We start from the raw sequence: 23,421 nt of genomic DNA, 5'->3' as shown, positions 1-23,421 counted from the left end.
TCAGATGAGATTGTCCGTCAGCCACATCCGGAAATCCACCCAGTCCGGACGCATTTTGATCTCGGCGATCTTTGCGCGGTGCCAGTCGCAGGCCCGGGCGTGCAAATCTCCCAGTATCGGGTCTGCCTTAAATTCCGCCAGCAGCGGTGCCGCACGCCGCGCGATGGGCTGAATGGATGGGTCGGTTTCCTTGTTGGCATTCATATCCTGCCAGTAGGACTGCCCCTGATCCACCTTGATATGGTTGGTTCGCCCCCGGTCGCGCTTGATCAGAAACCCATCCAGCGACCGGACCGAATAGTGGTGCAGACGCCCAAGCGAGTGGTCAAACCCCGACCAGGCCCGCCACCCCACATTATCGGCCGGGTGCAGATTGCCCCCGGCGTCGGACCAGGCAACCTCAGCCTCTTTGCCCTCTTCCACACCCTTTGGACGATGCGGCCCAAACCGGGTGAACTTGCCGTTGTTTCGAAACAGGGTTTTCAGACCGTAGGCGCGCCCCGAGTGATAGGGAAACTCCTGATCCCCCATCGCAAAGGCTTCGGTTACGGGCCGGTCTTCAAAGCTAATGTTGCCAGAGCTTCCAAACAGCTTCCACGCGAAGGAAATTGCATCCACCGGCTGACCTGCGCGGCTTTCGACCTCGGTGATCAATGCGTCAAAGCTGTTGTCGCCGTGCCGGATATTCCAGAACTCATCCACGTCCAGACACAGCAGCCAGTCGGCTTCTTTCACCTTGGGCTGACGCCGCGCCCGCCGCAACATCTGATGCTGTGGGTTACCACCCTCTTTCACCTCGTTCGAGACGTGGGTGGCCAGCCCCAGTTCCTGCAATCTGCGAGCGATATCGTCGGTGCCGTCATCGCAGTCGTTGGTGAAAATCACAAAGTGATCGACACCCAACGTTTTATGAAACGCGACCCATTCCAGCATGTAGGGGCCTTCGTTCTTCATCGTGGTGAATACGGTTATGGCCTGCGACATCAAAACTTCCCGACTTGTATTGACGTTCGTCATACACAACCCCGAGGGCGTGGGCGAGACAGGAAATCACGACAAAGATAATCCACGGCAAACTGGTGCAACTCTACCCGCCCCGAACGGGCCAATCGCCAGATTGCCTGATGAGAATGGTGCGGTCGAGAAGACTCGAACTTCCACGGGAGTTACCCCACAGCGACCTCAACGCTGCGCGTCTACCAATTCCGCCACGACCGCACTGCCAATGACTTGGTAGAGGGGCGTATAGACGCTGATGATCGGGATGTGAAGAGGCAAAAAACACGCCGGTTTGAATTCCCTTTCCGTACCCATATCTATAGCTGCACAGTATCCCCATCGCCCAGTCAGGAGCTTGGACATGACTTCGACCGATCCCCGCCCCGTCGTTCAGATCGACATTGTTTCAGACGTCGTCTGCCCCTGGTGCATTGTCGGGTTTCGGCAGCTTGATCTGGCCCTTCAGCAGGAAAACGTGCTGGCGCGCCTCAGGTGGCATCCGTTCGAACTGAACCCCACCATGGCGCCCGAAGGCCAGAACCTGCGCGAGCATATCATGGAGAAATATGGAACAACCGCCGAGCAGAGCCAGCAAGCCCGGGATCGGCTGACGCAGCTAGGCACGGAACTGGGGTTTGCGTTCAACTTCGACGATGACAGCAGAATGGTGAACACCTTTGCAGCGCATCAACTGCTAGATTGGGCGGAGTCTCAGGGTCGGCAACATCCGCTGAAGCTGGCATTGTTCCAAGCGTATTTCACCGACCAAAAAGACGTCTCGCAAACTGATGTCCTGCTTGATGCGGTTACGGCGGCCGGGCTGGATGCCGACGCCGCGCGATCCGCGCTCGAATCCGGCGCGCATGTCGCCCCTGTTCGCGAAAAGCAGGAGTTCTGGACCAGCCGGGGTATCTCTGGCGTTCCGTCGATGGTGTTTGGTGGAAAGTACCTGTTGACCGGGGCGCAGGGTACGGACACCTATGCTCAGGTTCTGCAACGCTGCCTGACCGAAGCCGCCTGACCCCTTTCGCTTGCCGCATCCGCGCGATAAGGAACCGCCATGGAATGGAAGATCACAGACGGGCTGACCGATTACAACGAGGCCGTCGCCTTTATGGAGGCACGAGTGGCCGCGATTGCGGCCGGAGAGGCAGAAGAATGCGTCTGGCTGCTGGAACATCCGCCGCTTTATACGGCGGGCACCTCGGCCCGGATCGAAGACCTGACCGACCCTGACCGGTTTCCCGTTTATGAAGCCAAACGCGGCGGGGAATACACCTATCACGGCCCCGGCCAGCGCGTGGCCTATGTCATGCTTGACCTGAACAAGCGTGGCAAGGACGTGCGGGGCTTTGTCAAAAAGCTGGAAAACTGGGTGATCGCCGCGTTGGCGGAATTCAACGTGCAGGGTGAAATCCGCGACGGGCGCGTCGGCGTCTGGGTGCGCCGGGACGACAAGCCCCTGACCGCCACCGGCCAACCAGCCGAAGACAAGATTGCCGCCATCGGGCTGCGCCTGCGCAAATGGGTCAGCTTTCACGGAATCTCAATCAATGTCGAACCGGATCTCGAGCATTTCTCGGGCATCGTCCCTTGCGGCATTACCGAGCATGGGGTCACCTCGCTGGTCGATCTGGGCTTGCCCGTGACGATGGCCGATGTCGACGTCGCCCTGCAGAAAACCTTTGCGGATTGCTTCCAACCAGTCGACGCCTGAACCGGAACCGAATCGCTGTCTTCCAAAATGGGGATTAACAATCTCCGGTTGCCGACGCCTTTGTTTCCGAACCTAAACACAATCCACCATTTTGCCCAAAAGTTTTGGGCTTTATTGGCAGAAAGCACACTCCGAAGAATACAAATCGCGCGTTTGCGGGTACTCTAGTCTTACCGTTCTAGAGTGAGTGGTGTGTTAAACCGGTGATCCTGGGTAAACCGGGTATTCGGAAAAGTGTTTGGTTACGAGTCTGCCGTTCCGACCCCAAATCGGAACGGCAATTCCTTTTTAGGCCTGATGCAAACTGTGATGCCCAAATCGTGGTGGTGCCGTGCAGGCCTGATCGGTCCGTTCCAGTTCTAGGGTCACGTGGCCAATCCCAAACCCGGATTTCAGCGTTTCCTTCACAGCCAACCGTATGGAGTCCGCATCCGACCAGTGCAGGGCAGCGATCTCGAGATGCGCGGTCAAGGCAGGTTCGCGCTCCTGCATACTCCAAAGGTGGATGTGGTGAACACCGGCAACGCCCTCTGTCGCCTCGATGGCGGTGGCAACATCTTCGGGGATCAGATCGGATGGCGCACCCAGCATCAGAACCCGGATGGTTTCTCCGATCTCGGATTTGACGTGCCACAGAATGTAGACAGCAATCAGGATCGTGACCGCCGGGTCGACCCAAGTCCAGCCGAACAGGATCACGGCGGCGCCCGCAATGATGACGGCAACCGAACCCAACGCGTCGGCCACATTGTGAATGAAAGCTGCGCGAATGTTCATGCTGTCCTTCGCCATCGTGTATGTCAGCGCGGCGGTTATCAGGTCGACAATCAAAGCAAGGGCCGCGATCCAGACCACCATCCATCCATTCACGGGCTCGGGCTGGAAAAACCGCATGATGCCTTCGTACATCAGATAAACCGACAGTACGATCAGGGTCGTATAGTTGATCAGTGCCGCAACCACCTCGGCGCGCCCATATCCAAAGCTCATGCGTGGATCGGCGGGTCGGCGAGCGATCTTGCGGGCAAAGAACGCGATGATCAGCGCGATCGCGTCCGAGAAATTGTGCAGCGCATCGGCAATCAGCGCCAGAGACCCCGAGAGTATTCCGCCAATGACCTGCGCAAAGGTCAACAGCATGTTGACCGCTATAGCGCCGGCAACGCGCTTGTCGCCTGTCGTGGGGTCAATGTGAGTGTGCCCGTGGTGATCGTGTGGCATCTTACCGGTGTTCCTTGTTTCGGTTGCCCACCCCATGTAATTCCTCTAGCCACTAGAGGTTCAAGGGGCGAAATAGGAAAAATGTACTCGATCGGAGAGCTGTCCCGTCGCACGGGGGTCAAGGTGCCGACAATTCGGTTCTATGAAGACAAGGGCCTGCTGCCAAAGCCGCACCGAACGGCCGGAAACCAGCGTCGGTACGACGATGCGGCCCTGAACCGCCTAAGGTTCATTCGCCACGGACGCGATCTCGGCCTTCCCCTGGCCGACGTCGAAGCACTGCTGTCTTTGGAAGGGGCACGCGGGCCGGACCTGGACCGGGTGCACGAGATTGCCGAACGGCAACTGATTGACCTGCGGGCCCGGATCACGCAGCTGCGAAGACTCGAGGCTGAACTGTCCCGCATTGCGGCTGCTTGCGATGGTGGGCACGACCATGTTTGCGCCGTGCTCCACGCGTTTGGCGACCACAGCGCGTGTCTGGGGCCGCATGATAGCAAAGACTGATCAGGCCAGCGACGCTTTGATCTTCTCCGCGTGCTGCGCGATCAGATCGAAGTCACCCATCTGACCCGGGGCGCGCAGCGACACACCTTCGAAGCGCGGCAAAACATGGAAATGCAGGTGGAAAACCTCCTGCCCGCCTGCGGCCTCGTTAAATTGCTGGACGGTGACACCGTCGGCGTTGAACGCCTTGACCACGGCTTTGGCCAGTTTCTGAGTGGTCGACATCACGACGGCCAGTTGTTCGGGCGTCGCGTCCAGCAGGTTTCGGCAGGGCGTTTTGGGGATCACCAGCAGATGCCCATCAGATCGCGGCATGATATCCATGAAGGCCAGCGTATCGTCATCCTCGTACACGCGGGTCGAGGGGATTTCTCCGCGCAGGATCTTGGCGAAGATGTTGTCGGGATCGTAAGCGGCCATATCAAGTCTCCGGTTTCGGGAATTGAGCGTAGTTCTGCGGCCCCCACCCCCAAGGGTCAAGGCGGAACTCTGCCACGCTTCGCGAATGGGAGTTTGCGGCCCCTTGAAATACCAGAACCAATCGCCAGATATGCCCTGTTCATGGCCGAGATTTCGCGGGTTTTCCTCCGACCCGCGACAATTAATCTTGATCCAGATCAAACTCGGCCATTGAAGGCGCCTCTTTCGCATTCTAAAACCAGCAATAATACCGCGCGCCGGAGAGGTCCGGCAGCGCGGTCAGTTGCAACAGGAGGCACCTATAATGGCAGACGCAGCCATTCATGGTCACGGCCATGAAGACGAGCGCAGCTTTTTCCAGCGCTGGTTCATGTCGACCAACCACAAGGACATCGGGATTCTCTACCTGGTCGTGTCGGCACTGGCCGGTCTGATCTCGGTTTTGATGACCGTCTACATGCGGCTCGAGCTGATGCACCCCGGTGTTCAGTACATGTGCCTGGAAGGCTTCATGGCCGACCCATGTACCCCGAACGGCCATCTTTGGAACGTGATGATCACCTATCACGGTGTTCTGATGATGTTCTTCGTTGTCATCCCGGCCCTGTTCGGCGGATTTGGCAACTATTTCATGCCGTTGCAGATCGGTGCGCCGGATATGGCGTTCCCGCGGATGAACAACCTGTCCTTCTGGCTGTACGTCGCCGGCACCTCTCTGGGTGTGGCCTCGCTGCTGGCGCCGGGCGGTAATGACCAGGCCGGTTCAGGCGTGGGCTGGGTTCTGTACCCGCCGCTGTCCACGACCGAGGGCGGTATGTCCATGGACCTTGCGATCTTTGCCGTGCACGTATCGGGCGCCTCCTCGATCCTCGGCGCGATCAACATGATCACCACCTTCCTGAATATGCGTGCCCCAGGCATGACCCTGTTCAAGGTGCCGCTGTTCAGCTGGTCGATCTTCGTCACGTCGTGGCTGATTCTGCTGTCTCTGCCGGTTCTGGCGGGCGCGATCACCATGCTGCTGATGGACCGCAATTTTGGCTTCACCTTCTTTGATCCGGCCGGTGGCGGTGACCCGATCCTGTATCAGCACATCCTGTGGTTCTTCGGCCACCCGGAAGTGTACATCGTGATCCTGCCCGGCTTCGGCATCATCAGCCACGTAATCGCGACCTTCGCACGCAAGCCGATCTTTGGTTACCTGCCGATGGTCTGGGCGATCATCGCGATTGGTGTTCTGGGCTTCGTCGTTTGGGCGCACCACATGTACACCGTTGGTATGTCGCTGCGTCAGCAGGCCTACTTCATGCTGGCCACGATGGTCATCGCGGTTCCGACGGGCGTTAAGGTCTTTTCGTGGATTGCGACCATGTGGGGCGGCTCGATCGAGTTCAAGACGCCGATGCTGTTCGCCTTCGGCTTCCTGTTCCTGTTCACCGTTGGTGGTGTGACCGGCGTTGTGCTGTCGCAGGCCGGTATCGACCGCGCCTACCACGACACCTACTACGTGGTTGCACACTTCCACTACGTGATGTCGCTGGGTGCCGTCTTTGCCATCTTTGCCGGTGTGTATTTCTACTTCTCGAAGATGACGGGTCGTCAGTACTCGGAGTTCTGGGGCAAGGTTCACTTCTGGCTGTTCTTCATCGGCGCCAACCTGACCTTCTTCCCGCAGCACTTCCTGGGCCGCCAGGGTATGCCGCGCCGCTACATCGACTACCCCGAGGCGTTCGCTCAGTGGAACTTCGTGTCGTCGATTGGTGCGTTCATCTCGTTCGCCTCGTTCCTGCTGTTCTTCGGCATCGTGATCTACGCGCTGCTGCGCGGCGCGAAAGAGACCCGTCCGAACCCGTGGAACGAATACGCGGATACGCTGGAATGGACCCTGCCCTCACCGCCGCCCGAGCACACGTTCGAGCAGCTGCCGAAGCAGGAAGACTGGGACAAAGGCCACGCGCACTGATCCGGTCCAAACCCAAAGAAAACCCCGCCAATTCGGCGGGGTTTTTTCGTTACCACCTACGTTTGCAGCCAAAATGTCGCCAGAACCGCCAAAATCGGCTATCCTGTCAGTGTTTAGACATCCGGCAACCCGGGGGGTATCACATGCCCGACATCGATTTTTGGTATTCCATCGGCAGTACATACAGTTTCCTGACCGTCATGCGTCTGGACGATTGGTGCGCGGAACATGGTGCCACAGTGAGATGGCGACCGTTCAACGTACGCACCGTGATGTCTGATCAGAACAACATTCCGTTTGCAGGCAAGCCGGTAAAATCCGCATATATGTGGCGGGATATCGAGCGCCGCGCCGCAAAGTACCACATTCACGCCCGATTGCCCGCGCCCTACCCGATCTCAGACCTGCCGCTGGCCAATCAGGTCGCTTTGCTTGGTATGGGCGACGGTTGGGGCAAGAACTTCACTCAGGTGCTGTATCGCATCTGGTTCGAGGAAAATAACGAGGCTGGCAGTGAATCCGCGATCACTGAAGCCCTGCACAGGTGTCAGCAGGACCCGCGACTGGTGCTGGCCCGCGCCCGCAGCCCCGATACCGTCGCGGCGCTTGAGGCCGAAACGGATCAAGCCACCAAACTCGGGGTTTTCGGAGCCCCCAGCCTTGTCGTCCGCGGCGAGGTCTTTTGGGGAGATGACCGGCTGGACGACGCGCTATCATGGGCGCGTGTCGGCCATGTGACCTGATCATTTCCTTTCGTCTCATACCCAAGTTGAACTAACTTTCAGCCATGCCTTATCGATGGAATCGAACTTCTGAAACCGAACAGGAACTGCGCCTTTGGCCACATAACTCGCTGCCACGGCGCGGGGCTATGATCGTGATCCTCTCGGTATTTCTGTTTGGGCTGATTCCACTTCTGGCAGTGCTGGGGTCGGTCATCCTGTGGGGTCTGCTCCCTTTCCTGCTGCTGACCGTTGTGGGTCTGTGGCTGGCGATCCAGACCAACTACCGCGCCCGCAGTGTGTTCGAGATACTGACCCTGACCGGCACAAAGGCGCATCTGGTCCACCATGACCCGCGCAAAGGCCCGCAAGAGTGGACCTGCAACCGCTATTGGGCCCGGCCTGAGATGCACAAACACGGCGGGCCGGTTCCAAACTACGTCACGCTGACCGGAGACGGGCGCGAAGTGGAAATCGGAGCGTTCCTGTCCGAGGACGAGCGTATCGCTCTTTACGACGACCTGACGCAAAAACTGCGCGAACCGGTCGCGCAGTAACAGCAGTCTCAGAATTTGAAGGGTGTCAGCAGCCGCCGTTCGATGCGGCGCACAGGTGGTCTTTGACCATCGGGCCAACCTTGCCGAAATCCATCTGGCCGGTATAGCGGGTCTTGAGCTCGCCCATCACTTTGCCCATGTCGCGGATCGAACCCGCTCCGGTCGCGGTGATCGCTGACTGGATGGCTTTGGAGACCTCGTCATCATCCAGCTGCTTGGGCAGAAATTCCTCGATAACTTCGACCTCGCGCAGTTCGCGTTCGGCCAGATCCAGTCGTCCACCCTCTTCATAGGCGCGGGCGCTTTCCTTGCGCTGCTTGGTCATTTTCCCAAGGATTTCAAGAACCTCGGCGTCGCCGCAGCCTTTGGCCTCTTCGTTGTCAGAGGCCCGCGAAGCGATATCGCGGTCTTTGATTGCAGCGTTGATCAGCCGCAGCGTCGACAGACGCTCGGCATTCTTGTCTTTCATTGCTTGCTTCAGGGCTGAGTTCACCCGTGATCGCATATCCATATGATCTGTCCATCCCCATGGAAAAGGAACCCCGACCATATCGAAACAAAAAGCGCGACACAACCGGAAGTGAATATTGCTAACCCATTGATTTTCCTCAATAGCGCAAAATTTGAACAGACTTGACCCAGCGCCACAACCCCCTTAGTTATGCGCCGATTTACCCAGCAGGAGAGTCGCCCGATGGCCCAGAACGCCCCGTCCAAGCCCACCGCATGTCTGGCATTGGCCGACGGTACACTGTTCTACGGGATGGGCTTCGGCGCCACCGGTCAGACCGTGGCCGAGCTGTGCTTTAACACCGCCATGACCGGCTATCAGGAGATCATGACCGATCCTTCCTATGCCGGGCAGATCGTGACCTTCACCTTCCCCCATATCGGCAATGTCGGCGTGAACCCCGAAGATGACGAGACCGGTGATCCGGTAGCCGCTGGTATGGTCGTCAAATGGGACCCGACCGAGCCGTCGAACTGGCGTGCAGCTGAAGAGCTGAAGTCATGGCTGACTCGTCGTGGGCGCATCGCTATCGGCGGTATCGACACTCGCCGCCTGACCCGCGCCATTCGTCAGCAAGGCGCTCCTCATGTGGCACTGGCTCATGATCCCGAAGGCAACTTCGACATTGAGGCTCTGGTCGCTGCCGCGCGGGGCTTTGCCGGACTGGAAGGCATGGATCTGGCTAAAGAGGTCACCTGCGCCCAAAGCTATCGCTGGGATGAGATGCGTTGGGCATGGCCCGATGGCTATACCCGCCAGGAAGCCCCGGCCCACAAGGTTGTCGCCGTGGATTTCGGTGCCAAGCGCAATATCCTGCGCTGCCTCGCCTCGGCTGGTTGCGACGTAACCGTTCTGCCGGCCACCGCGACCGCAGCGGAAGTGCTGGCGCACAACCCTGATGGCGTATTCCTGTCCAACGGCCCCGGCGATCCGGCAGCCACTGGTGAATACGCCGTGCCGATGATCAAAGAGGTGCTGGACACCACCGATCTGCCCGTCTTTGGCATCTGCCTCGGTCATCAGATGCTGGCGCTGGCTTTGGGTGGTCAGACCGTCAAGATGAATCACGGCCACCACGGTGCCAACCACCCAGTCAAGGACATCGAGACCGGCAAGGTCGAGATCACCTCGATGAACCACGGCTTTGCAGTGGACGCGCAGTCCTTGCCCGAGGGCGTGGTGGAAACTCATCGCTCTCTGTTTGACGGGTCGAACTGCGGCATCCGCATGACAGACCGTCCGGTCTATTCGGTGCAATACCACCCCGAAGCCTCACCCGGCCCGCAGGACAGTTTCTACCTGTTCGAACGCTTTGCCACCGCGATGGCAGATAAGAAAGCCACGGCATAAGCAGCGATTAGATCAGAGTTAACCCGCTGTTAACCCTAATTGAGCAACCCTGACGCCTGCTAACCGCGTCAGGGTTGTTTCTTTATGGTCGAACTGAACCTGCAGCATTTCGCGCACGCCGCGCCGATACCCGCGCAGGATCGCAAGCCTTTGGGGGCTTGCCTTGTCGACCGTGGCCTGATCACAAAGGCGCAGTTGGACGAAGCGCTGTTCCTGCAATCCTGGCAACAGGCGCCGCTGGGCGAAATTCTGGTTGCCGAGAGCTGGGTCAGCCGTCAGGACGTGCTCAGCGCCCTGTCCGAGCAAACCGGCCTGCAAATCGCTGATCTGGATAGCTCGCCCCCACTTGCCGACCTGTGCCGGATAAAGCCCGTTGACTTCTGGCTGGCTCACAACGTTGTCCCCTGGCGTCGCATGGGGCCCATTCTGCTGATCGCCACGGCGCGGCCCGATTTGTTTCCGGATGTCAGCCTCGATCTGGAGGATATCGGATACACGGTTCTTCCTGTACTGGCCCCCACGGATCAAATCGACGGCGCAATCGCGCGCGTGTTCTCTATCCCCCTTGCCGAGGCGGCCGAGGCCCGAGTGGATCTTGACCAGAGTTGCAGATCCTGGACCCCGCGATCCCGTGCCGGACCAGCGGCCATGCTCGCGGGCGTTGTGGTGCTGTTTGCAGTCTTTCCTCTGGCCGGATTTTCAGTTCTGGTGGCAGCCGCCGTGTTCAGCCTGATCCTGTTTCTGGCTCTGCGTCTAGCTGGCCTATTGAATTTCATCTGGCATCACTGGACCCGCCCCTCTAAAGCAGCGGCCCTCAGCCCGCCGCCGACTTTGCCCTGCGTTTCCATTATGGTGCCGCTATACAAGGAGAGGGAAATTGCCGACGCCCTGATCCGTCGATTACAGCGGCTGACCTATCCCAAGGCTCTGCTGGATATCATACTGGTGCTGGAAGAAACCGACGAGGTGACGCGATCCACACTTGCGCAGGTTAATCTGCCCAGCTGGATCAGAACCATCGAGGTCCCCGCCCTGAGTGGCCTGACCACCAAACCCCGTGCGATGAATTATGCGCTGGATTTCTGCCGGGGCGACATTCTGGGAGTCTGGGATGCCGAAGACGCGCCGCAGCCAGATCAGATCGAACGGGTCGTTCGGCACTTTGCACAGGCGGACGAGGAGGTCGTCTGCCTTCAGGGCGCTCTGGACTATTACAACCCCCGCACCAATTGGCGCTCACGCTGCTTTACCATCGAATACAACAGCTGGTTCCGGGTAATCCTACAGGGCATCGCGCGGCTTGGGCTTGTCGTTCCGCTGGGTGGGACCACCTTCTTTTTCCGCCGCGACAAGCTGTTGGAACTGGGCGGCTGGGATGCCCATAACGTCACCGAAGATGCCGATTTGGGGGTACGGCTCAGCCGGGCAGGCTATCGGACGGAAATGGTTGATACCACCACATTCGAAGAGGCGAACTTCCGCGCCTGGCCTTGGGTGCGGCAGCGCTCTCGCTGGCTCAAGGGGTTCATGGTCACCTACCTTGTGCACATGCGGTCGCCGCTGCGCTTGTTGAAGGATCTCGGCCCCATGCGGTTTTTGGGCGTGCAGGCGTTCTTTCTTGGAACCGTTGGGCAATTCCTGCTGGCTCCGGTCCTGTGGCTGTTCTGGCTGACCACATTTGGCCTGCCTACCCCGCTTGATCCGATCCTTTCCGGTGCCGGGCTGATCGCATTGTTCGGTCTGTTCCTGTTTGCAGAGGCCATCAACACTCTGGTCGGTGTAATTGCGGTATCCGCACGCGAGCGGCGTTTTCTGCTGCCTTGGGTTCCGACGATGCCACTGTATTTTCCGCTGGGCGTACTGGCTGCGTACAAGGCCCTGTGGGAGCTGCTGCTCGACCCGTTCTTCTGGGACAAAACGCAACACGGTCAGGCCAGTGAAGAAGGCCTGCCGCACTGACCGTCAGCTCTCGCGCCGGATGGCATCCTGTTTCAAACGAGTCATGAAAGCGACCGAGATATGATCCTTGAGAGCACGCCCTGCTGCCTCTTCGTCGCGGGCTGCGATTGCCTCGACAATCCCCTTGTGTTCGCTCTGCGCGATCTCACCCCGGCCCTGCGCGGCCAAGGACGTCGTGGCCATCAGAGCCATGGTGCGATGCACGAGGTCCAGCTGCTGCACCAGATAGCGGTTATGGGAGGCCAGATGAATTTGTTCGTGAAACCTACGGTTCGCCCGTGACAAGGCCGCCGGGTCATCGACCAATGCGTCATCAGAGGCGACCATTTCCTGCAATACCTTGATCTCTTCTTCGGTGGCGTGCTTGGCGGCCAGCTTCGCGGCCAGCCCCTCCAGTTCGCGCCGAACCATATACAGCTCAGCCATCTGGTTGTGATCCAGCGAGGCGACAATCAACGACCGACCGTCGCGTTCCAGCAGGGATTGTGTCTCGAGCCGCTGCAAAGCCTCACGGATCGGCGTGCGTGACACCCCGAACCGCTCGGCCAGCTCGCTTTCGACCAGTCGGTCGCCGGGCTTATAAACGCCGACGTCAATCGCTTCGAGAATTAGGCTATAGGCGTCTGTGTTGGACTGTTTGGATGGGGGCATTGGGTGGTTTGTCTCCTCGTTCGAACATGTCTATCCGTCACTTGCCCCCCGGATCAAGAGTAGCATTGAAAACCGATGCCACGCGTCCTAAACCAAACCCATGGTCAAACCTGCCTTTTCTCACGTCACCCAATGGGTGTTCGACCTCGACAACACGCTCTATCCGCCACATATGCGCCTGTTCGATCAGATCGAGGTGCTGATGACGGATTACGTGGTGCAAGCCATCGGCGTGGACCGCGCCGAGGCGGACCGGCTGCGCTCGCACTATTGGCGGCAATACGGCACCACGCTGGCCGGGTTGATGGCCGAGCATGATCTGGATCCAGACCCCTATCTGCATGCGGTTCATCAAGTGGACATGAGCCACATGGACCCCGACGTAGAACTGGCAGATCACATCCGGTCCCTGCCCGGGCGTCGCATCGTCTATACCAATGGCAGCGCCCCCTATGCCGAACGTGTTCTGGATGCGCGCGGCCTTGGCGGTCTGTTCGATGCGATCTATGGGGTGGAACATGCGGGCTATCGACCAAAGCCCGAAAAAGCCGCGTTCGAAGCCATCTTTGCTCAGGATGGAATCGACGCGGCCAAGGCCGCGATGTTCGAGGATGATCCGCGCAATCTGGCCGCTCCGCACGCGATGGGAATGCGCACGGTTCACGTCGCACCCGAGCCGCACGAGGCTGACCATATCCACCATCATACCGACGATCTGACCGCGTTTTTGGCCCGTCTGCGATAGGCTGTCACACTGCGACGATCTGCACATTTTGCGGGTGCAGCATCGCCCCTATATGCGCCTCAGCGACGAACAGAACTGGAGATTCCCATGAGCGCGATCGAGATGCCTCGGCGCCTGCCCATTTGGCAGCGCCTGTTGTTTGCAATTCCCGTTTTCGGCTGGCTGGCAAAAGATGCCGCCAATGGTGAGGCCGAAGACTGGTACTACATGGCTGCCGCGATCGTCAGCATGTGGGGATGCTCAGCCCTGCTGTTTGGCCTACCGGGGCTATATATCCCGGCCGTCATGATGGTGCCGATGATGTTCATCATCCTCATCCTGATTTCGCGCGGCTGACAAACGGGACAGGATGTCACTTGGCACCCACCATGGAACCGAACTAGTTTCCGCCCAAGACTCGGAGACCAAGGCCATGACTGATAGCTGTGACATCCTGATTTCCGGCGGTGGAATCGCCGGACTGACCGCTGCGGCGGCTTTTGGAACTGCCGGGTTCGACGTTGTCTGCGTCGACCCCACCTCGCCCATCACCGAGCGTGACGTGGACGGGTCCGACCTGCGGACCACGGCGTTTCTGCAACCGGCGCATGGGCTTTTGGAACAATGCGGGCTGTGGCAACGGCTGGATGAACACGCCGCCCCCCTGCAGATCATGCGCATCGTCGACGCGGGCGGAGACGTCCCAGAACCCCGCGTGGTGCGCGATTTCAACGCCGCCGATATCTCGGACCAGCCGTTTGGCTGGAACCTGCCAAACTGGCTTTTGCGGCGCGAGATGGTGGCCCGTCTGGCCGAGTTGCCCAATGTCGATTTTCGCCCCGGTACCGGCACCGTCAGCCTGTTCACCCGAACTGCTGAGGCACGTGTTGGCCTGAGCGACGGCAGCCGCATTCGCTGCAAACTGGTGGTCGCTGCGGATGGACGGAATTCCCCGATGCGCGAGGCCGCGGGGATCAACGTGCACACCACGCGGTATGGTCAAAAGGCGTTGGCCTTCGCCGTTACCCATCCGATCCCTCATGACAATGTCTCGACCGAGATTCACCGCTCGGGCGGGCCGTTCACTCTGGTCCCCCTGCCCGATTGGCAGGGTCAGCCCTCTTCCGCGATTGTCTGGATGGAACGGGGCCCTCGTGCGGTCGAGTTGCTGAACACTGAGCCCGAGACGTTCGAGGCACTGATGACCGAGCGTTCCTGCGGGCTGTTCGGGCCGCTGAAACTGGCGTCGCGCCGGACCATCTGGCCGATCATCAGTCAATCAGCAGAACGGCTATCGGGTGAACGCATCGCCCTGATGGCCGAGGCCGCCCACGTGGTGCCCCCGATCGGCGCGCAAGGGCTGAACATGTCGCTGGGTGATTTGCGCAGCCTGCTGGACTTGGCGCAAGCCCGCCCCGAAGGTCTGGGTGATGCGCAGATGCTGGACGCCTATCACAAGGCCCGTCACACCGAGATCGAAATGCGGGTTAAAGGTATCGACTTGCTGAACCGCGCCTCGATGATCGAGGCACGGCCGCTGCGCGATGCGCGGGCGATGGGGCTGAACGCGCTCTACTCCCTGCCGCCCGTGCGCAAGACCTTGATGCAGATGGGCCTCGGCGTGCGCTAAGGCCCCCAGATCACTCAGACGATCACAATACCTGTTCCAGCACGCGCTTGAGCCGCGCGATTGTGCCATCTACATCGTACAGCTTGTCCAGCCCGAACAGGCCCAGACGGAAGGTGCTGAAGCTTTCGGGCTCATCACATTGCAGTGGGACACCAGCGGCGATCTGCATCCCCAGCACGGCGAATTTCTTACCGTTCTGAATCTCAGGGTCCGAAGTGTAGCTGACCACAACCCCCGGCGCACCAAACCCATCGGCGGCCACAGAAATGATGCCCTTATCCTTCAGCATCGCCCGCACACCGTTACCCAAGGCCCATTGCGCCTCACGCAGCTTTTCAAAACCATAGTCGCGGGTCTCGACCATCGTGTCCCGGAACGCCTGCAGCGCGTCGGTCGGCATGGTGGCGTGATAGGCATGTCCACCATTCTCATAGGCCTGCATGATCTGACGCCATTTCTTCAGGTCCACGGCAAAACTGTCGGACGTGGTCTCCTCCAACCGCGCCTCGGCCCGTTCGGACAGCATGACCAGACCGGCGCAAGGCGATGCGCTCCACCCTTTCTGCGGGGCCGAAATCAGGACGTCCACGCCCGTTGCCTTCATGTCGACCCAGGCACAGCCCGAGGCGATGCAATCCAGCACCATCAACGCGCCAACCTCATGCGCGGCGGCAGCCATGGCCGTCACGTAGTCATCCGGCAGAATCAAGCCCGCCGAGGTTTCGACATGCGGCGCAAACACCACATCCGGGCGCTTTTCACGAATAGTTGATACAACCTCTTCGATCGGCGCCGGCGCAAAAGGGGATGGGCTGGAATTGCCAGTTTGCCGCGCCTTGAGCACCGTTGCCGACGCCGTCAAATCTGCGGACTCGATGATCTGGCTCCAACGGTACGAGAACCATCCGTTACGCACCACCAGAACGTTGGCATTGCGTGCGAACTGTCGGGCCACGGCCTCCATCCCATAGGTTCCGCCGCCCGGAATTACGGCAACGCCTTCCGCGTTATAGACATCTTTCAACATCGTCGAGATGTCGCGCATGACGGTCTGAAACCGGGCTGACATGTGGTTCAAGGATCGGTCGGTAAAAACAACCGAGAATTCCTCGAGCCCATTGGGGTCAATGCTATCCAAAAGCGCCGGCATGATTTGTCCTTTCAAACAGTACTCGGGCAACGTGAGTCTTCTGCCGAGATTGGTAAAGCAGTTTTCTTGCGCCGACAATTGACGCAACGGAACTTTATTTCCCCGTGAAAATCGCGTCCAAAACTGCACGATATAGCCCCCTAAGTGACGCCAAATAGTGTCACCACCCCTTTACACCCAGAGGTGTTTCTGAACAGATACATACACTTTGTAGAAGAAAGGTTTTGCTTCTCGTGACTGCTCAAAAGCGGATCAGTTTTCAAGTTGTACGGGACGAAGTTAAACGCCGTATTGAAAGCCGAATCTGGCCTCAGGGATCATTGCTGCCAACGGAAACGCAGCTTGCCGAAGAATTCAATTGCGCGCGTGCGACCGTAAACCGCGCCCTGCGTGAACTTGCCGATCAGGGGTTCGTGGAGCGTAAGCGCAAAAGCGGAACGCGGGTTAAGAAAGAACCCAGCAAACACGCGAAACTGGAACTTTCGGTGGCGCGCCAGACCGTTGAAAACCAGAATTCTACCTATCGCTACGCGTTGGTCGAACGGAACGTCGTTTCCAGCCCCGGATGGCTGGCGTCGCAACTCAGCGTTTCACCGGACGCGCGTGTTCTACATGTGATCTGTATGCATTACGCCGACAACCGTCCCTTCCAATTGGAAGAACGCTGGATCAACATCGACACCGTACCCGAAGTGGAGCATGCCGACCTCAAGGCGCAGGGTCCACATGAATGGCTTCTGAATGTCGCCCCCTTCACAGAGGCAGAAATTGCCTTTTGCGCGATTTCTGCCGACGGGCGCCTGGCCGAATTCATGGGCACGACTGCAGGCACCTCGATGATTCAGCTTGAGCGCACGACCTGGAAAGATGGTGAACCGATGACATTCGCGCGCATGACCCACCATCCCGGGTATTGCATCCGCACCAGCTACTGATCCCTGTTATCCGATCGGACCGGGTAACCGCTCTTCGCTGAGCAGGACGTTGGCTTCGACGTCCCCGGCGCCGGGTAAGGTCATGATCCGCCGCCGCAGAACCCGCTCAAAGTCGGACAGATCGCGGGCGACAACCCGCAGGCGGTAGTCGTACAGGCCCAGGACGTGCTCGACCGTCTGAACCTCGGGAATGGCACTGACGGCGCGTTCGAAATCTTCCAGGCTGACCTGCCCCTTGCGGGCCAGCTTGACGCCCAGAAAGACAGTCACGCCGAACCCCAACGCCTCGGCATTCAGACGCAGACGACGGCCCCGGATGACCCCTGCCGTTTCCAGCCGCCTGATACGACGCCAAGTCGCAGGCTGGGACAATCCCAGCTTACGCCCCAAAGCTACAGCGCTTTGAGTCGCATCCTGCACCAGCGCACGCAGGATTTGGCGATCAGTTTCATCCAACTCAATCATACCGGCAGGACCTCATTCCGTTTCAGACGTGCTATATGCATCAATGCCTCGATATCGGCGATATGCGGCAGGGTCAGAATGCGGTCACGGTAGATTTGCTGATAGTGAGACATGTCGCGCGCCAGCACCGACAAACGCACATCCACCCGCCCCAGAAAGGTTTGAATCTCGATCACTTCGGAGACTTCGCGCGCGGCGGCCGTGAACTCATCAAAGGCGCGGGGCTGGGTTTTGTCCAGCGTCACGCGCAGCGAAACCTCAACAGCATATCCCAGCGCCGCCCAGTCTATGACCGCTTCTTGACCCTGAATGACTCCTGACGCCTGCATCTTCTCGACCCGGCGCCAACACACGCCTTGGCTGATGCCACACCGCTCGGCCAGCTCGGCCATAGAAAGGGTCGGTTCGGCCTGTAGGTGGCGCAGAATGCGCCGATCCATGTCATCAAGCATGATTTATTCACCTGCTCATATTTTTGCGAATAATTTTTCACCTTTTCAGCAAATACTCAATGCTTCAACACTCGCCAACCATGCCACACCCAACTAAAAGCTCAGCAACCGTAACAGAAAGGACCGGAATCATGCGCGTCTATTACGATCGCGATTGCGACATCAACCTGATCAAAGACAAAAAAGTGGCTATCCTTGGCTATGGTTCGCAAGGACACGCCCACGCGCTTAACCTGCGCGACTCGGGTGCCAAGAACCTGGTCGTCGCTCTGCGCGAAGGTTCCGCATCGGCCAAGAAAGCCGAGGCCGAAGGTCTGGAAGTCATGGGTATCGCCGAAGCGGCAGCCTGGTGCGACGTCATCATGTTCACCATGCCCGACGAACTGCAGGCCGAAACCTACAAGAAATACGTGCATGACAACATCAAGCCGGGTTCGGCCATTGCCTTCGCCCACGGCCTGAACGTCCACTTTGGCCTGATCGAGCCGAAAGAAGGCGTCGACGTCATCATGATGGCCCCCAAAGGCCCCGGCCACACCGTACGCGGCGAATATGTCAAAGGCGGCGGCGTGCCCTGCCTGGTCGCCGTTCACAACGACGCAACCGGCAAAGCGCTGGAAATCGGTCTGTCCTACTGCTCGGCCATCGGTGGCGGCCGTTCGGGCATCATCGAAACCAACTTCCGCGAAGAATGCGAAACTGACCTGTTCGGTGAACAAGCCGTTCTGTGCGGTGGCCTAGTTGAGCTGATCCGCTGCGGCTTTGAAACGCTGGTCGAAGCGGGTTACGCGCCCGAAATGGCCTATTTCGAGTGTCTGCACGAAGTGAAGCTGATCGTGGACCTGATCTACGAAGGTGGCATCGCGAACATGGACTACTCGATTTCGAACACTGCCGAGTACGGCCAGTACGTCACCGGCCCGCGTATCCTGAAATACGACGAGACCAAAGCACGTATGAAAGAGGTTCTGAACGACATCCAGCAGGGTAAATTCGTTCGTGACTTCATGCTGGAGAACGCTGTTGGTCAGCCGACCATCAAAGCGTCGCGCCGTGCCAATGACGAGCACATGATCGAGGAAACCGGTGCGAAACTGCGCGCCATGATGCCCTGGATCTCGGCAGGTAAAATGGTCGACAAGGAAAAGAACTAATCCTGACGGTTCTTTATGAAGGGGCGGCCAATCGGCCGCCCTTTTTTGTCTCAACAGCCCGTTAATCCAAGGCGCACCATGATTGACCAACCCACATCCCGCGATTGGAGCGGCGTTATCACTCTGGGCCTTATCTGGGGCGGGACGTTCATGGTCGTCGCAATGGCGCTGGAGGGATACGGGCCGGTTACCGTTGCCACCGCTCGCACCACCTTGGGGGCGTTGACCTTGCTGGGGATGATGGCACTGACCGGGCGTAAGCTGCCGTCGGGCAATCCGAAACTATGGGGCTACATCGCCATCATTGGCCTACTGTCGACTGCGCTACCGTTCCTGTTGCTCAGCTGGGGGCAGCAATATGTGGCCTCGGCCTTTGCAGGTCTGTCGATGGCGGCGATTCCGTTGATGGTGCTGCCACTGGCGCATTTCTTTTCTGATGAGCCGATGAATCTGCGCAGACTCCTTGGAGTCACTTTGGGGTTTTGCGGTGCATTGGTGTTGATTGGCCCGGGGTTGGCACAGATCGGACAAGGGGCAGAACCTGTGGCGCAACTGGCCTGTGTCGGAGCGGCCTTTTGCTATTCCTGCGCGTCGATCTTTACCCGGCGCTGTCCGCCGATTGATCCGGTCGCTTTGGCCGCCTTGTCGCTGGTCGTTGGCGCGGCGCTTTTGCTGCCGATCATGCTGTTGACCGAAGGACTCCCCCGTTGGGAGGGTACACGCCCCGGTCTGGCGATCATCGCTCTGGGCCTTTTGCCCACCGCCTTTGCGACCTTGCTGCGCGTTTCGATCATTCGCAGCGCCGGGTCCGTTTTCCTGACACTAGTCAATTATCAGGTGCCGATCTGGTCAATGATCTTTGGCGCCTGGATTCTGTCCGAGGCGCTGCCCTTGCGATTCTACATCGCGCTGATCATGATTCTGACCGGGCTGGCGATCAGCCAGTGGTTCAGCCTGCGCAAGATGCTGATCGGGCGTTAACCCGCGACCGCCTCAACCTCGGCCACGATACCATCGACAACTTGCGAGAGCAGAGCGTCATCCTCGCATTCCGCCATCACGCGGATCAGAGGTTCGGTGCCCGATTTGCGGATCAGCAGACGCCCCTGCCCGTTCAGGCGTGCCTCGGCATCGGCGATGGCGGCTTTGACGCTGCTGGCCTCTAGCGGCGTCTGCCCATCCTGATACCGCACGTTCTTCAGGAGTTGCGGAACGGTTTCGAACTGCACCGACAACTCAGAGGCCTTGCGGCCCGAATGCACCATCTCGGACAGGAAATGCAGACCGGCCATCAGGCCGTCGCCTGTGGTGGCGTAATCGCTCATGACAATATGGCCCGACTGTTCTCCGCCCAGATTGAACCCGCCTTCGCGCATCCGTTCAACGACATAGCGGTCGCCAACTGCGGTCCGCTCCAACCGCAGCCCCTGCGCGGCGAGGTGCCGTTCCAGCCCGAGGTTGGACATCACCGTTGCAACCAGCGCGCCGCCCTTTAGGCGTTCTGCCTGAGCCCAACTGGTCGCCAGCAGCGCCATAAGCTGGTCGCCATCGGCCACCTGACCGTGCTCGTCGACCATAACGACACGATCGGCATCACCGTCTAGACAAATCCCCACATCCGCGCCATGGGCCACAACCGTCTCGGCCGCCAACTGAGGCTTGGTTGAACCACAATTCAGGTTGATATTCTTACCATTGGGAGCAACGCCCACCGAGATCACGTCGGCACCAAGCTCCCACAGAACTTCGGGCGCGGTGCGGTGCGCGGCGCCGTTGGCGCAATCGACCACAACCTTCAGCCCATCCAGACGCAGGTCGCGGGACAGCGAGGATTTCACCCTCTCGCCATACCGGAACCGCGCATCATCCACCCGGCGCGCGCGGCCGATATTTTGCGCTTGCGCAGGGTTAACCCCCTCTTCGATCAGACGTTCGATCTCAAGCTCGGCCTGATCGGACAGCTTGTACCCGTCAGGGCCGAAAAACTTGATGCCGTTGTCTTCAGCCGGATTGTGACTGGCCGAGATCATCACACCCAGATCCGCGCGCATCGACCGGGTCATCAGCCCCACCGCGGGCGTCGGCACCGGGCCTAGCAGCAATACGTTCATACCGGTTGAGGTCAGCCCGGCGGTCAGCGCGTTTTCCAGCATATACCCGGACAGGCGCGTGTCCTTCCCGATCACCACCCGGTGCGCTTCAGAGTGATCTTTCCGGAAATATCGCCCAACAGCGGCCCCGATGCGCAGGGCCATCTCGGCCGTTATCGGATGGGTATTTGCGGTGCCCCGCACCCCGTCGGTTCCGAACAGCTTGCGCATCGTGTCACTCCGTAATTTCTTGTCTGCGACCGGATTACCGGACGGCAGCCCACAGACGCAAGGCCTGAGCGGTCTCGGGCACGTCATGAACGCGCAGGATCTGCACACCCTGAGACAATCCGGCCAGCGCAACCGCAATTGATCCCGGTGCGCGGGCGTCCTTGCGCGGTTCCTGGCCGATCTGCCCGATCAGCCCTTTGCGCGACACCCCCAGCAGGATCGGGCAGCCCAACCCGTGGAACAGGCTAAGGTTTTGCAGAAGGGTCAGATTGTGCGCTTGCGTCTTGCCAAACCCGATGCCCGGATCAATCACGATCTGGTCGCGGTTCAGGCCCAGCAGCTCCAACTGCGCCACCATCCCGTCAAGGAAATCGTAGACATCCAACAGTACGTCATCATATTGCGGGTCGTCCTGCATCGTCGCCGGATCGCCCTGCATGTGCATCACGCAGACCGGGGCATCAACCTCGGCGCAAAACTGAGCAAGCTGCGGATCAAAGGTAAAGCCTGAGACGTCGTTGATCAGCCCGGCCCCTGCGCTCCACGCCGCCCGTGCTACGCTGGCCTTGCGTGTGTCGATGGAAATCAGCGCCTGCGTTTTTGCTCGGATAGCCTCGATAACAGGTTGGGTGCGCGCAATTTCTTCGTCTTCCGGCACGTAAGAGGCCCCCGGACGCGTCGACTCGCCGCCGATATCCAGAATGCTGGCCCCATGCGCCACCATCTGTTCCGCCGAGGCTACTGCCGTCTCGACCGAGTTGTGCACGCCACCGTCGGAAAAGCTGTCCGGTGTCGCGTTGAGGATTCCCATGATCTGCGGGCGATCCATCGCCAGTCCAGTGATCTCGGCGCGCGCCCCAGTCAGCCGCGCAAGCATATCGCCCGGAATGTCCTGCGCCGAAACTACGGTCGGGGCTTCCGTTCGCGACAGCCGTTCGGCATGGGTGAACCACAAAGTCTGGCCGGCAAGAGGCACCGCGCCCGCTGGCCGGGCCGGGCCATGTAGCACCAGCGGTCGGTAGTATTCGGTCACAGTTGCGCCTGATCCACGGGAACGGCGCGCAGAGGTGTCTTTGGTGCGGTCGGCAAAGCACCGCCAATCACCATCATTTCGCTAGCCTCGAAGGTGGCCGCGAACCACGCAGCAAGGGCAACGGCGTCCGAAGGTGCAGCCGAGGGGCCGTCAACCGCATCCAGCACGATCTTAGACGGCGCCCATACGCAAATCTGGCCGTTCTTCATTGCCCAGTCCAATTCGGTGCGCGTCGACACCACCACACAACGATGATCCTTTGCAGCCAAAACCCAGGCGTTCTGTTCAATCGCCAGCAGGTCGATCCGGCGCTGTGTCATTGCGTGGCCGGTCTGAGGCACCGCCATATCCGCCGCGCCAACACACAGGATCAGCGGGCGCTGACGGTTTTCCATCTGGTCGATCCATCCGGTCAGATTGGACGAGGCAATGGCCTCGTTCGACAGGAACACCAACCGTGGATGAGGTCGTTCTTCCTCGACCACATCGTGCTGGATCGTGTCTTTGCCGCGCACGATCTCTACGCCCAAGGCACCCGGCCCCCGATCCAGTTTTTCAATGCGGACAAAAGCCCTTACGGCCTGAGGCTCAAGCAGAATACGTTCTGCGACGCGATCTGCCAATGTCTCAAGCAGGTTCAGGCGCTCGGCCGCCAGCTCGTGGGCAATCGCCTCGGTCACGCGGTCGTAGGACAGGATTCGATCCACGTCATCGTCGATCGGATCGGTCAGCGGGCGCACCTCTACCACGATGTTAAAGCAGATACGCTGTGTTGTGCCGCGCTCGGCCTGAAAGGCGCCGATCTCAACCTCAACAATATGGTCCCTGAGCGAGATGCGATCCAGCGGACCGCGCGTGGCGGTCGCTTCGGACCGCTCGGACGGATGCGCAAAGGCAAGACGGATTTCAGAGCTCATGCAACGGACCTTTTCGGGCTTGGTGGGCTGATCTGCCAACACTATAGGATGCGCGGGCGTATA

25 protein-coding genes and 1 tRNA gene are annotated in these 23,421 nt (G+C 59.5%); 14 read left to right on the top strand and 12 right to left on the bottom strand.

Features of this window, described 5'->3' with window-relative positions; all coding sequences use genetic code 11:
- Positions 1–984: a glycosyltransferase family 2 protein gene (locus tag GOX63_RS00725; RefSeq protein ID WP_170324576.1), complete on the bottom strand. Its 984-nt coding sequence runs from the start codon at positions 982–984 to the stop codon at positions 1–3.
- A 147-nt stretch (positions 985–1,131) separates the two neighbouring features.
- Positions 1,132–1,218, bottom strand: a tRNA-Leu gene (locus GOX63_RS00720).
- A 142-nt stretch (positions 1,219–1,360) separates the two neighbouring features.
- On the opposite strand from GOX63_RS00720, the gene GOX63_RS00715 reads away from it, so the two are divergent.
- Together GOX63_RS00715 and lipB are read left to right on the top strand one after the other, a co-directional pair.
- On the top strand, positions 1,361–2,020 hold the full coding sequence (locus GOX63_RS00715; RefSeq protein ID WP_170324566.1) for a DsbA family oxidoreductase: 660 nt from the start codon (positions 1,361–1,363) through the stop codon (positions 2,018–2,020).
- A 39-nt stretch (positions 2,021–2,059) separates the two neighbouring features.
- Positions 2,060–2,716, top strand: a complete 657-nt coding sequence (gene lipB / locus GOX63_RS00710; RefSeq protein WP_170324565.1) for a lipoyl(octanoyl) transferase LipB — start codon at positions 2,060–2,062, stop codon at positions 2,714–2,716.
- Between the two features lie 288 nt (positions 2,717–3,004).
- Here the strand turns inward: lipB and GOX63_RS00705 are convergent, their stop codons facing one another.
- Positions 3,005–3,937 carry a cation diffusion facilitator family transporter gene (locus GOX63_RS00705; protein ID WP_170544493.1) on the bottom strand — a complete coding sequence of 311 codons (933 nt, stop codon included), beginning with the start codon at positions 3,935–3,937 and terminating at the stop codon, positions 3,005–3,007.
- An 81-nt stretch (positions 3,938–4,018) separates the two neighbouring features.
- Here GOX63_RS00705 and GOX63_RS00700 point away from each other — a divergent pair, with 81 nt between their 5' ends.
- On the top strand, positions 4,019–4,444 hold the full coding sequence (locus tag GOX63_RS00700; protein WP_170324563.1) for a MerR family transcriptional regulator: 426 nt from the start codon (positions 4,019–4,021) through the stop codon (positions 4,442–4,444).
- Here the strand turns inward: GOX63_RS00700 and GOX63_RS00695 are convergent, their stop codons facing one another.
- A complete protein-coding gene (locus tag GOX63_RS00695) occupies positions 4,445–4,864 on the bottom strand; it encodes an HIT family protein (protein ID WP_170324562.1) in 420 nt (139 codons plus the stop codon).
- Positions 4,865–5,168: 304 nt separating this feature from the next.
- Here GOX63_RS00695 and ctaD point away from each other — a divergent pair, with 304 nt between their 5' ends.
- The 3 genes from ctaD to GOX63_RS00680 all read left to right on the top strand — a co-directional run bounded on the left by ctaD (position 5,169) and on the right by GOX63_RS00680 (position 8,106).
- The gene (gene ctaD, locus GOX63_RS00690) at positions 5,169–6,827 is read left to right on the top strand and encodes a cytochrome c oxidase subunit I (protein ID WP_170324561.1); all 1,659 of its coding nucleotides are present in this window, start codon (positions 5,169–5,171) and stop codon (positions 6,825–6,827) included.
- Between the two features lie 143 nt (positions 6,828–6,970).
- On the top strand, positions 6,971–7,570 hold the full coding sequence (locus tag GOX63_RS00685) for a 2-hydroxychromene-2-carboxylate isomerase (RefSeq protein WP_170324560.1): 600 nt from the start codon (positions 6,971–6,973) through the stop codon (positions 7,568–7,570).
- Positions 7,571–7,614: 44 nt separating this feature from the next.
- Positions 7,615–8,106 (top strand): DUF2244 domain-containing protein, encoded by a 492-nt coding sequence (locus GOX63_RS00680; protein WP_170324559.1) that lies wholly within the window; start codon positions 7,615–7,617, stop codon positions 8,104–8,106.
- Between the two features lie 25 nt (positions 8,107–8,131).
- Here GOX63_RS00680 and GOX63_RS00675 read toward each other — a convergent pair whose 3' ends face one another.
- The gene (locus tag GOX63_RS00675; protein ID WP_170324558.1) at positions 8,132–8,617 is read right to left on the bottom strand and encodes a GatB/YqeY domain-containing protein; all 486 of its coding nucleotides are present in this window, start codon (positions 8,615–8,617) and stop codon (positions 8,132–8,134) included.
- Positions 8,618–8,800: 183 nt separating this feature from the next.
- Between GOX63_RS00675 and carA the strand changes: the two genes are divergently transcribed.
- Both carA and GOX63_RS00665 read left to right on the top strand, forming a co-directional pair.
- Positions 8,801–9,967 (top strand): glutamine-hydrolyzing carbamoyl-phosphate synthase small subunit, encoded by a 1,167-nt coding sequence (gene carA / locus GOX63_RS00670; protein WP_170324557.1) that lies wholly within the window; start codon positions 8,801–8,803, stop codon positions 9,965–9,967.
- Between the two features lie 84 nt (positions 9,968–10,051).
- On the top strand, positions 10,052–11,926 hold the full coding sequence (locus tag GOX63_RS00665) for a glycosyltransferase (protein WP_170544490.1): 1,875 nt from the start codon (positions 10,052–10,054) through the stop codon (positions 11,924–11,926).
- A gap of 3 nt (positions 11,927–11,929) precedes the next feature.
- Here the strand turns inward: GOX63_RS00665 and GOX63_RS00660 are convergent, their stop codons facing one another.
- Complete coding sequence (locus tag GOX63_RS00660) at positions 11,930–12,577, bottom strand: GntR family transcriptional regulator (protein ID WP_170324555.1); 648 nt, start codon at positions 12,575–12,577, stop codon at positions 11,930–11,932.
- Between the two features lie 100 nt (positions 12,578–12,677).
- Between GOX63_RS00660 and GOX63_RS00655 the strand changes: the two genes are divergently transcribed.
- From GOX63_RS00655 to GOX63_RS00645, 3 genes are all read left to right on the top strand, one after another.
- The gene (locus GOX63_RS00655; protein WP_170324554.1) at positions 12,678–13,322 is read left to right on the top strand and encodes a pyrimidine 5'-nucleotidase; all 645 of its coding nucleotides are present in this window, start codon (positions 12,678–12,680) and stop codon (positions 13,320–13,322) included.
- Between the two features lie 87 nt (positions 13,323–13,409).
- On the top strand, positions 13,410–13,658 hold the full coding sequence (locus GOX63_RS00650) for a hypothetical protein (RefSeq protein WP_170324553.1): 249 nt from the start codon (positions 13,410–13,412) through the stop codon (positions 13,656–13,658).
- A gap of 76 nt (positions 13,659–13,734) precedes the next feature.
- The gene (locus GOX63_RS00645) at positions 13,735–14,931 is read left to right on the top strand and encodes a UbiH/UbiF family hydroxylase (protein WP_170324552.1); all 1,197 of its coding nucleotides are present in this window, start codon (positions 13,735–13,737) and stop codon (positions 14,929–14,931) included.
- Positions 14,932–14,953: 22 nt separating this feature from the next.
- Here the strand turns inward: GOX63_RS00645 and GOX63_RS00640 are convergent, their stop codons facing one another.
- Entirely contained in the window at positions 14,954–16,081 is a 1,128-nt protein-coding gene (locus GOX63_RS00640) for an aminotransferase class V-fold PLP-dependent enzyme (RefSeq protein ID WP_170324551.1), read from the bottom strand.
- Positions 16,082–16,314: 233 nt separating this feature from the next.
- Between GOX63_RS00640 and GOX63_RS00635 the strand changes: the two genes are divergently transcribed.
- Entirely contained in the window at positions 16,315–17,016 is a 702-nt protein-coding gene (locus GOX63_RS00635; protein ID WP_170324550.1) for a GntR family transcriptional regulator, read from the top strand.
- Positions 17,017–17,022: 6 nt separating this feature from the next.
- Here GOX63_RS00635 and GOX63_RS00630 read toward each other — a convergent pair whose 3' ends face one another.
- On the bottom strand, positions 17,023–17,481 hold the full coding sequence (locus GOX63_RS00630; RefSeq protein ID WP_170324549.1) for an Lrp/AsnC family transcriptional regulator: 459 nt from the start codon (positions 17,479–17,481) through the stop codon (positions 17,023–17,025).
- Complete coding sequence (locus GOX63_RS00625) at positions 17,478–17,933, bottom strand: Lrp/AsnC family transcriptional regulator (RefSeq protein ID WP_170324548.1); 456 nt, start codon at positions 17,931–17,933, stop codon at positions 17,478–17,480. Before GOX63_RS00625 ends, GOX63_RS00630 begins: the two co-directional genes overlap by 4 nt.
- Before the next feature lie 131 nt (positions 17,934–18,064).
- On the opposite strand from GOX63_RS00625, the gene ilvC reads away from it, so the two are divergent.
- Both ilvC and GOX63_RS00615 read left to right on the top strand, forming a co-directional pair.
- Complete coding sequence (ilvC, locus tag GOX63_RS00620) at positions 18,065–19,087, top strand: ketol-acid reductoisomerase (protein WP_170324547.1); 1,023 nt, start codon at positions 18,065–18,067, stop codon at positions 19,085–19,087.
- 78 nt (positions 19,088–19,165) lie between these two features.
- Positions 19,166–20,068 (top strand): DMT family transporter, encoded by a 903-nt coding sequence (locus GOX63_RS00615; protein ID WP_170324546.1) that lies wholly within the window; start codon positions 19,166–19,168, stop codon positions 20,066–20,068.
- Here GOX63_RS00615 and glmM read toward each other — a convergent pair.
- Genes glmM through GOX63_RS00600 form a run of 3 tightly spaced genes read right to left on the bottom strand, consistent with a single transcriptional unit; the run spans position 20,065 to position 23,358 of the window.
- On the bottom strand, positions 20,065–21,408 hold the full coding sequence (glmM, locus tag GOX63_RS00610) for a phosphoglucosamine mutase (protein WP_170324545.1): 1,344 nt from the start codon (positions 21,406–21,408) through the stop codon (positions 20,065–20,067). The two genes, GOX63_RS00615 and glmM, sit on opposite strands and share 4 nt — an antisense overlap.
- Positions 21,409–21,442: 34 nt before the next feature.
- On the bottom strand, positions 21,443–22,441 hold the full coding sequence (folP, locus tag GOX63_RS00605; protein ID WP_170324544.1) for a dihydropteroate synthase: 999 nt from the start codon (positions 22,439–22,441) through the stop codon (positions 21,443–21,445).
- Positions 22,438–23,358, bottom strand: a complete 921-nt coding sequence (locus GOX63_RS00600) for a dihydroneopterin aldolase (protein ID WP_170544487.1) — start codon at positions 23,356–23,358, stop codon at positions 22,438–22,440. The genes folP and GOX63_RS00600 overlap by 4 nt, the downstream gene beginning before the upstream one ends.
- Between the last annotated feature and the right edge of the window lie 63 nt (positions 23,359–23,421).

Origin of the sequence: Ruegeria arenilitoris, assembly GCF_013031355.1 — a bacterium.
Taxonomy (GTDB): Bacteria; Pseudomonadota; Alphaproteobacteria; order Rhodobacterales; family Rhodobacteraceae; genus Ruegeria; species Ruegeria arenilitoris_C.
This window is presented reverse-complemented; position numbering and strand designations above follow the sequence as displayed.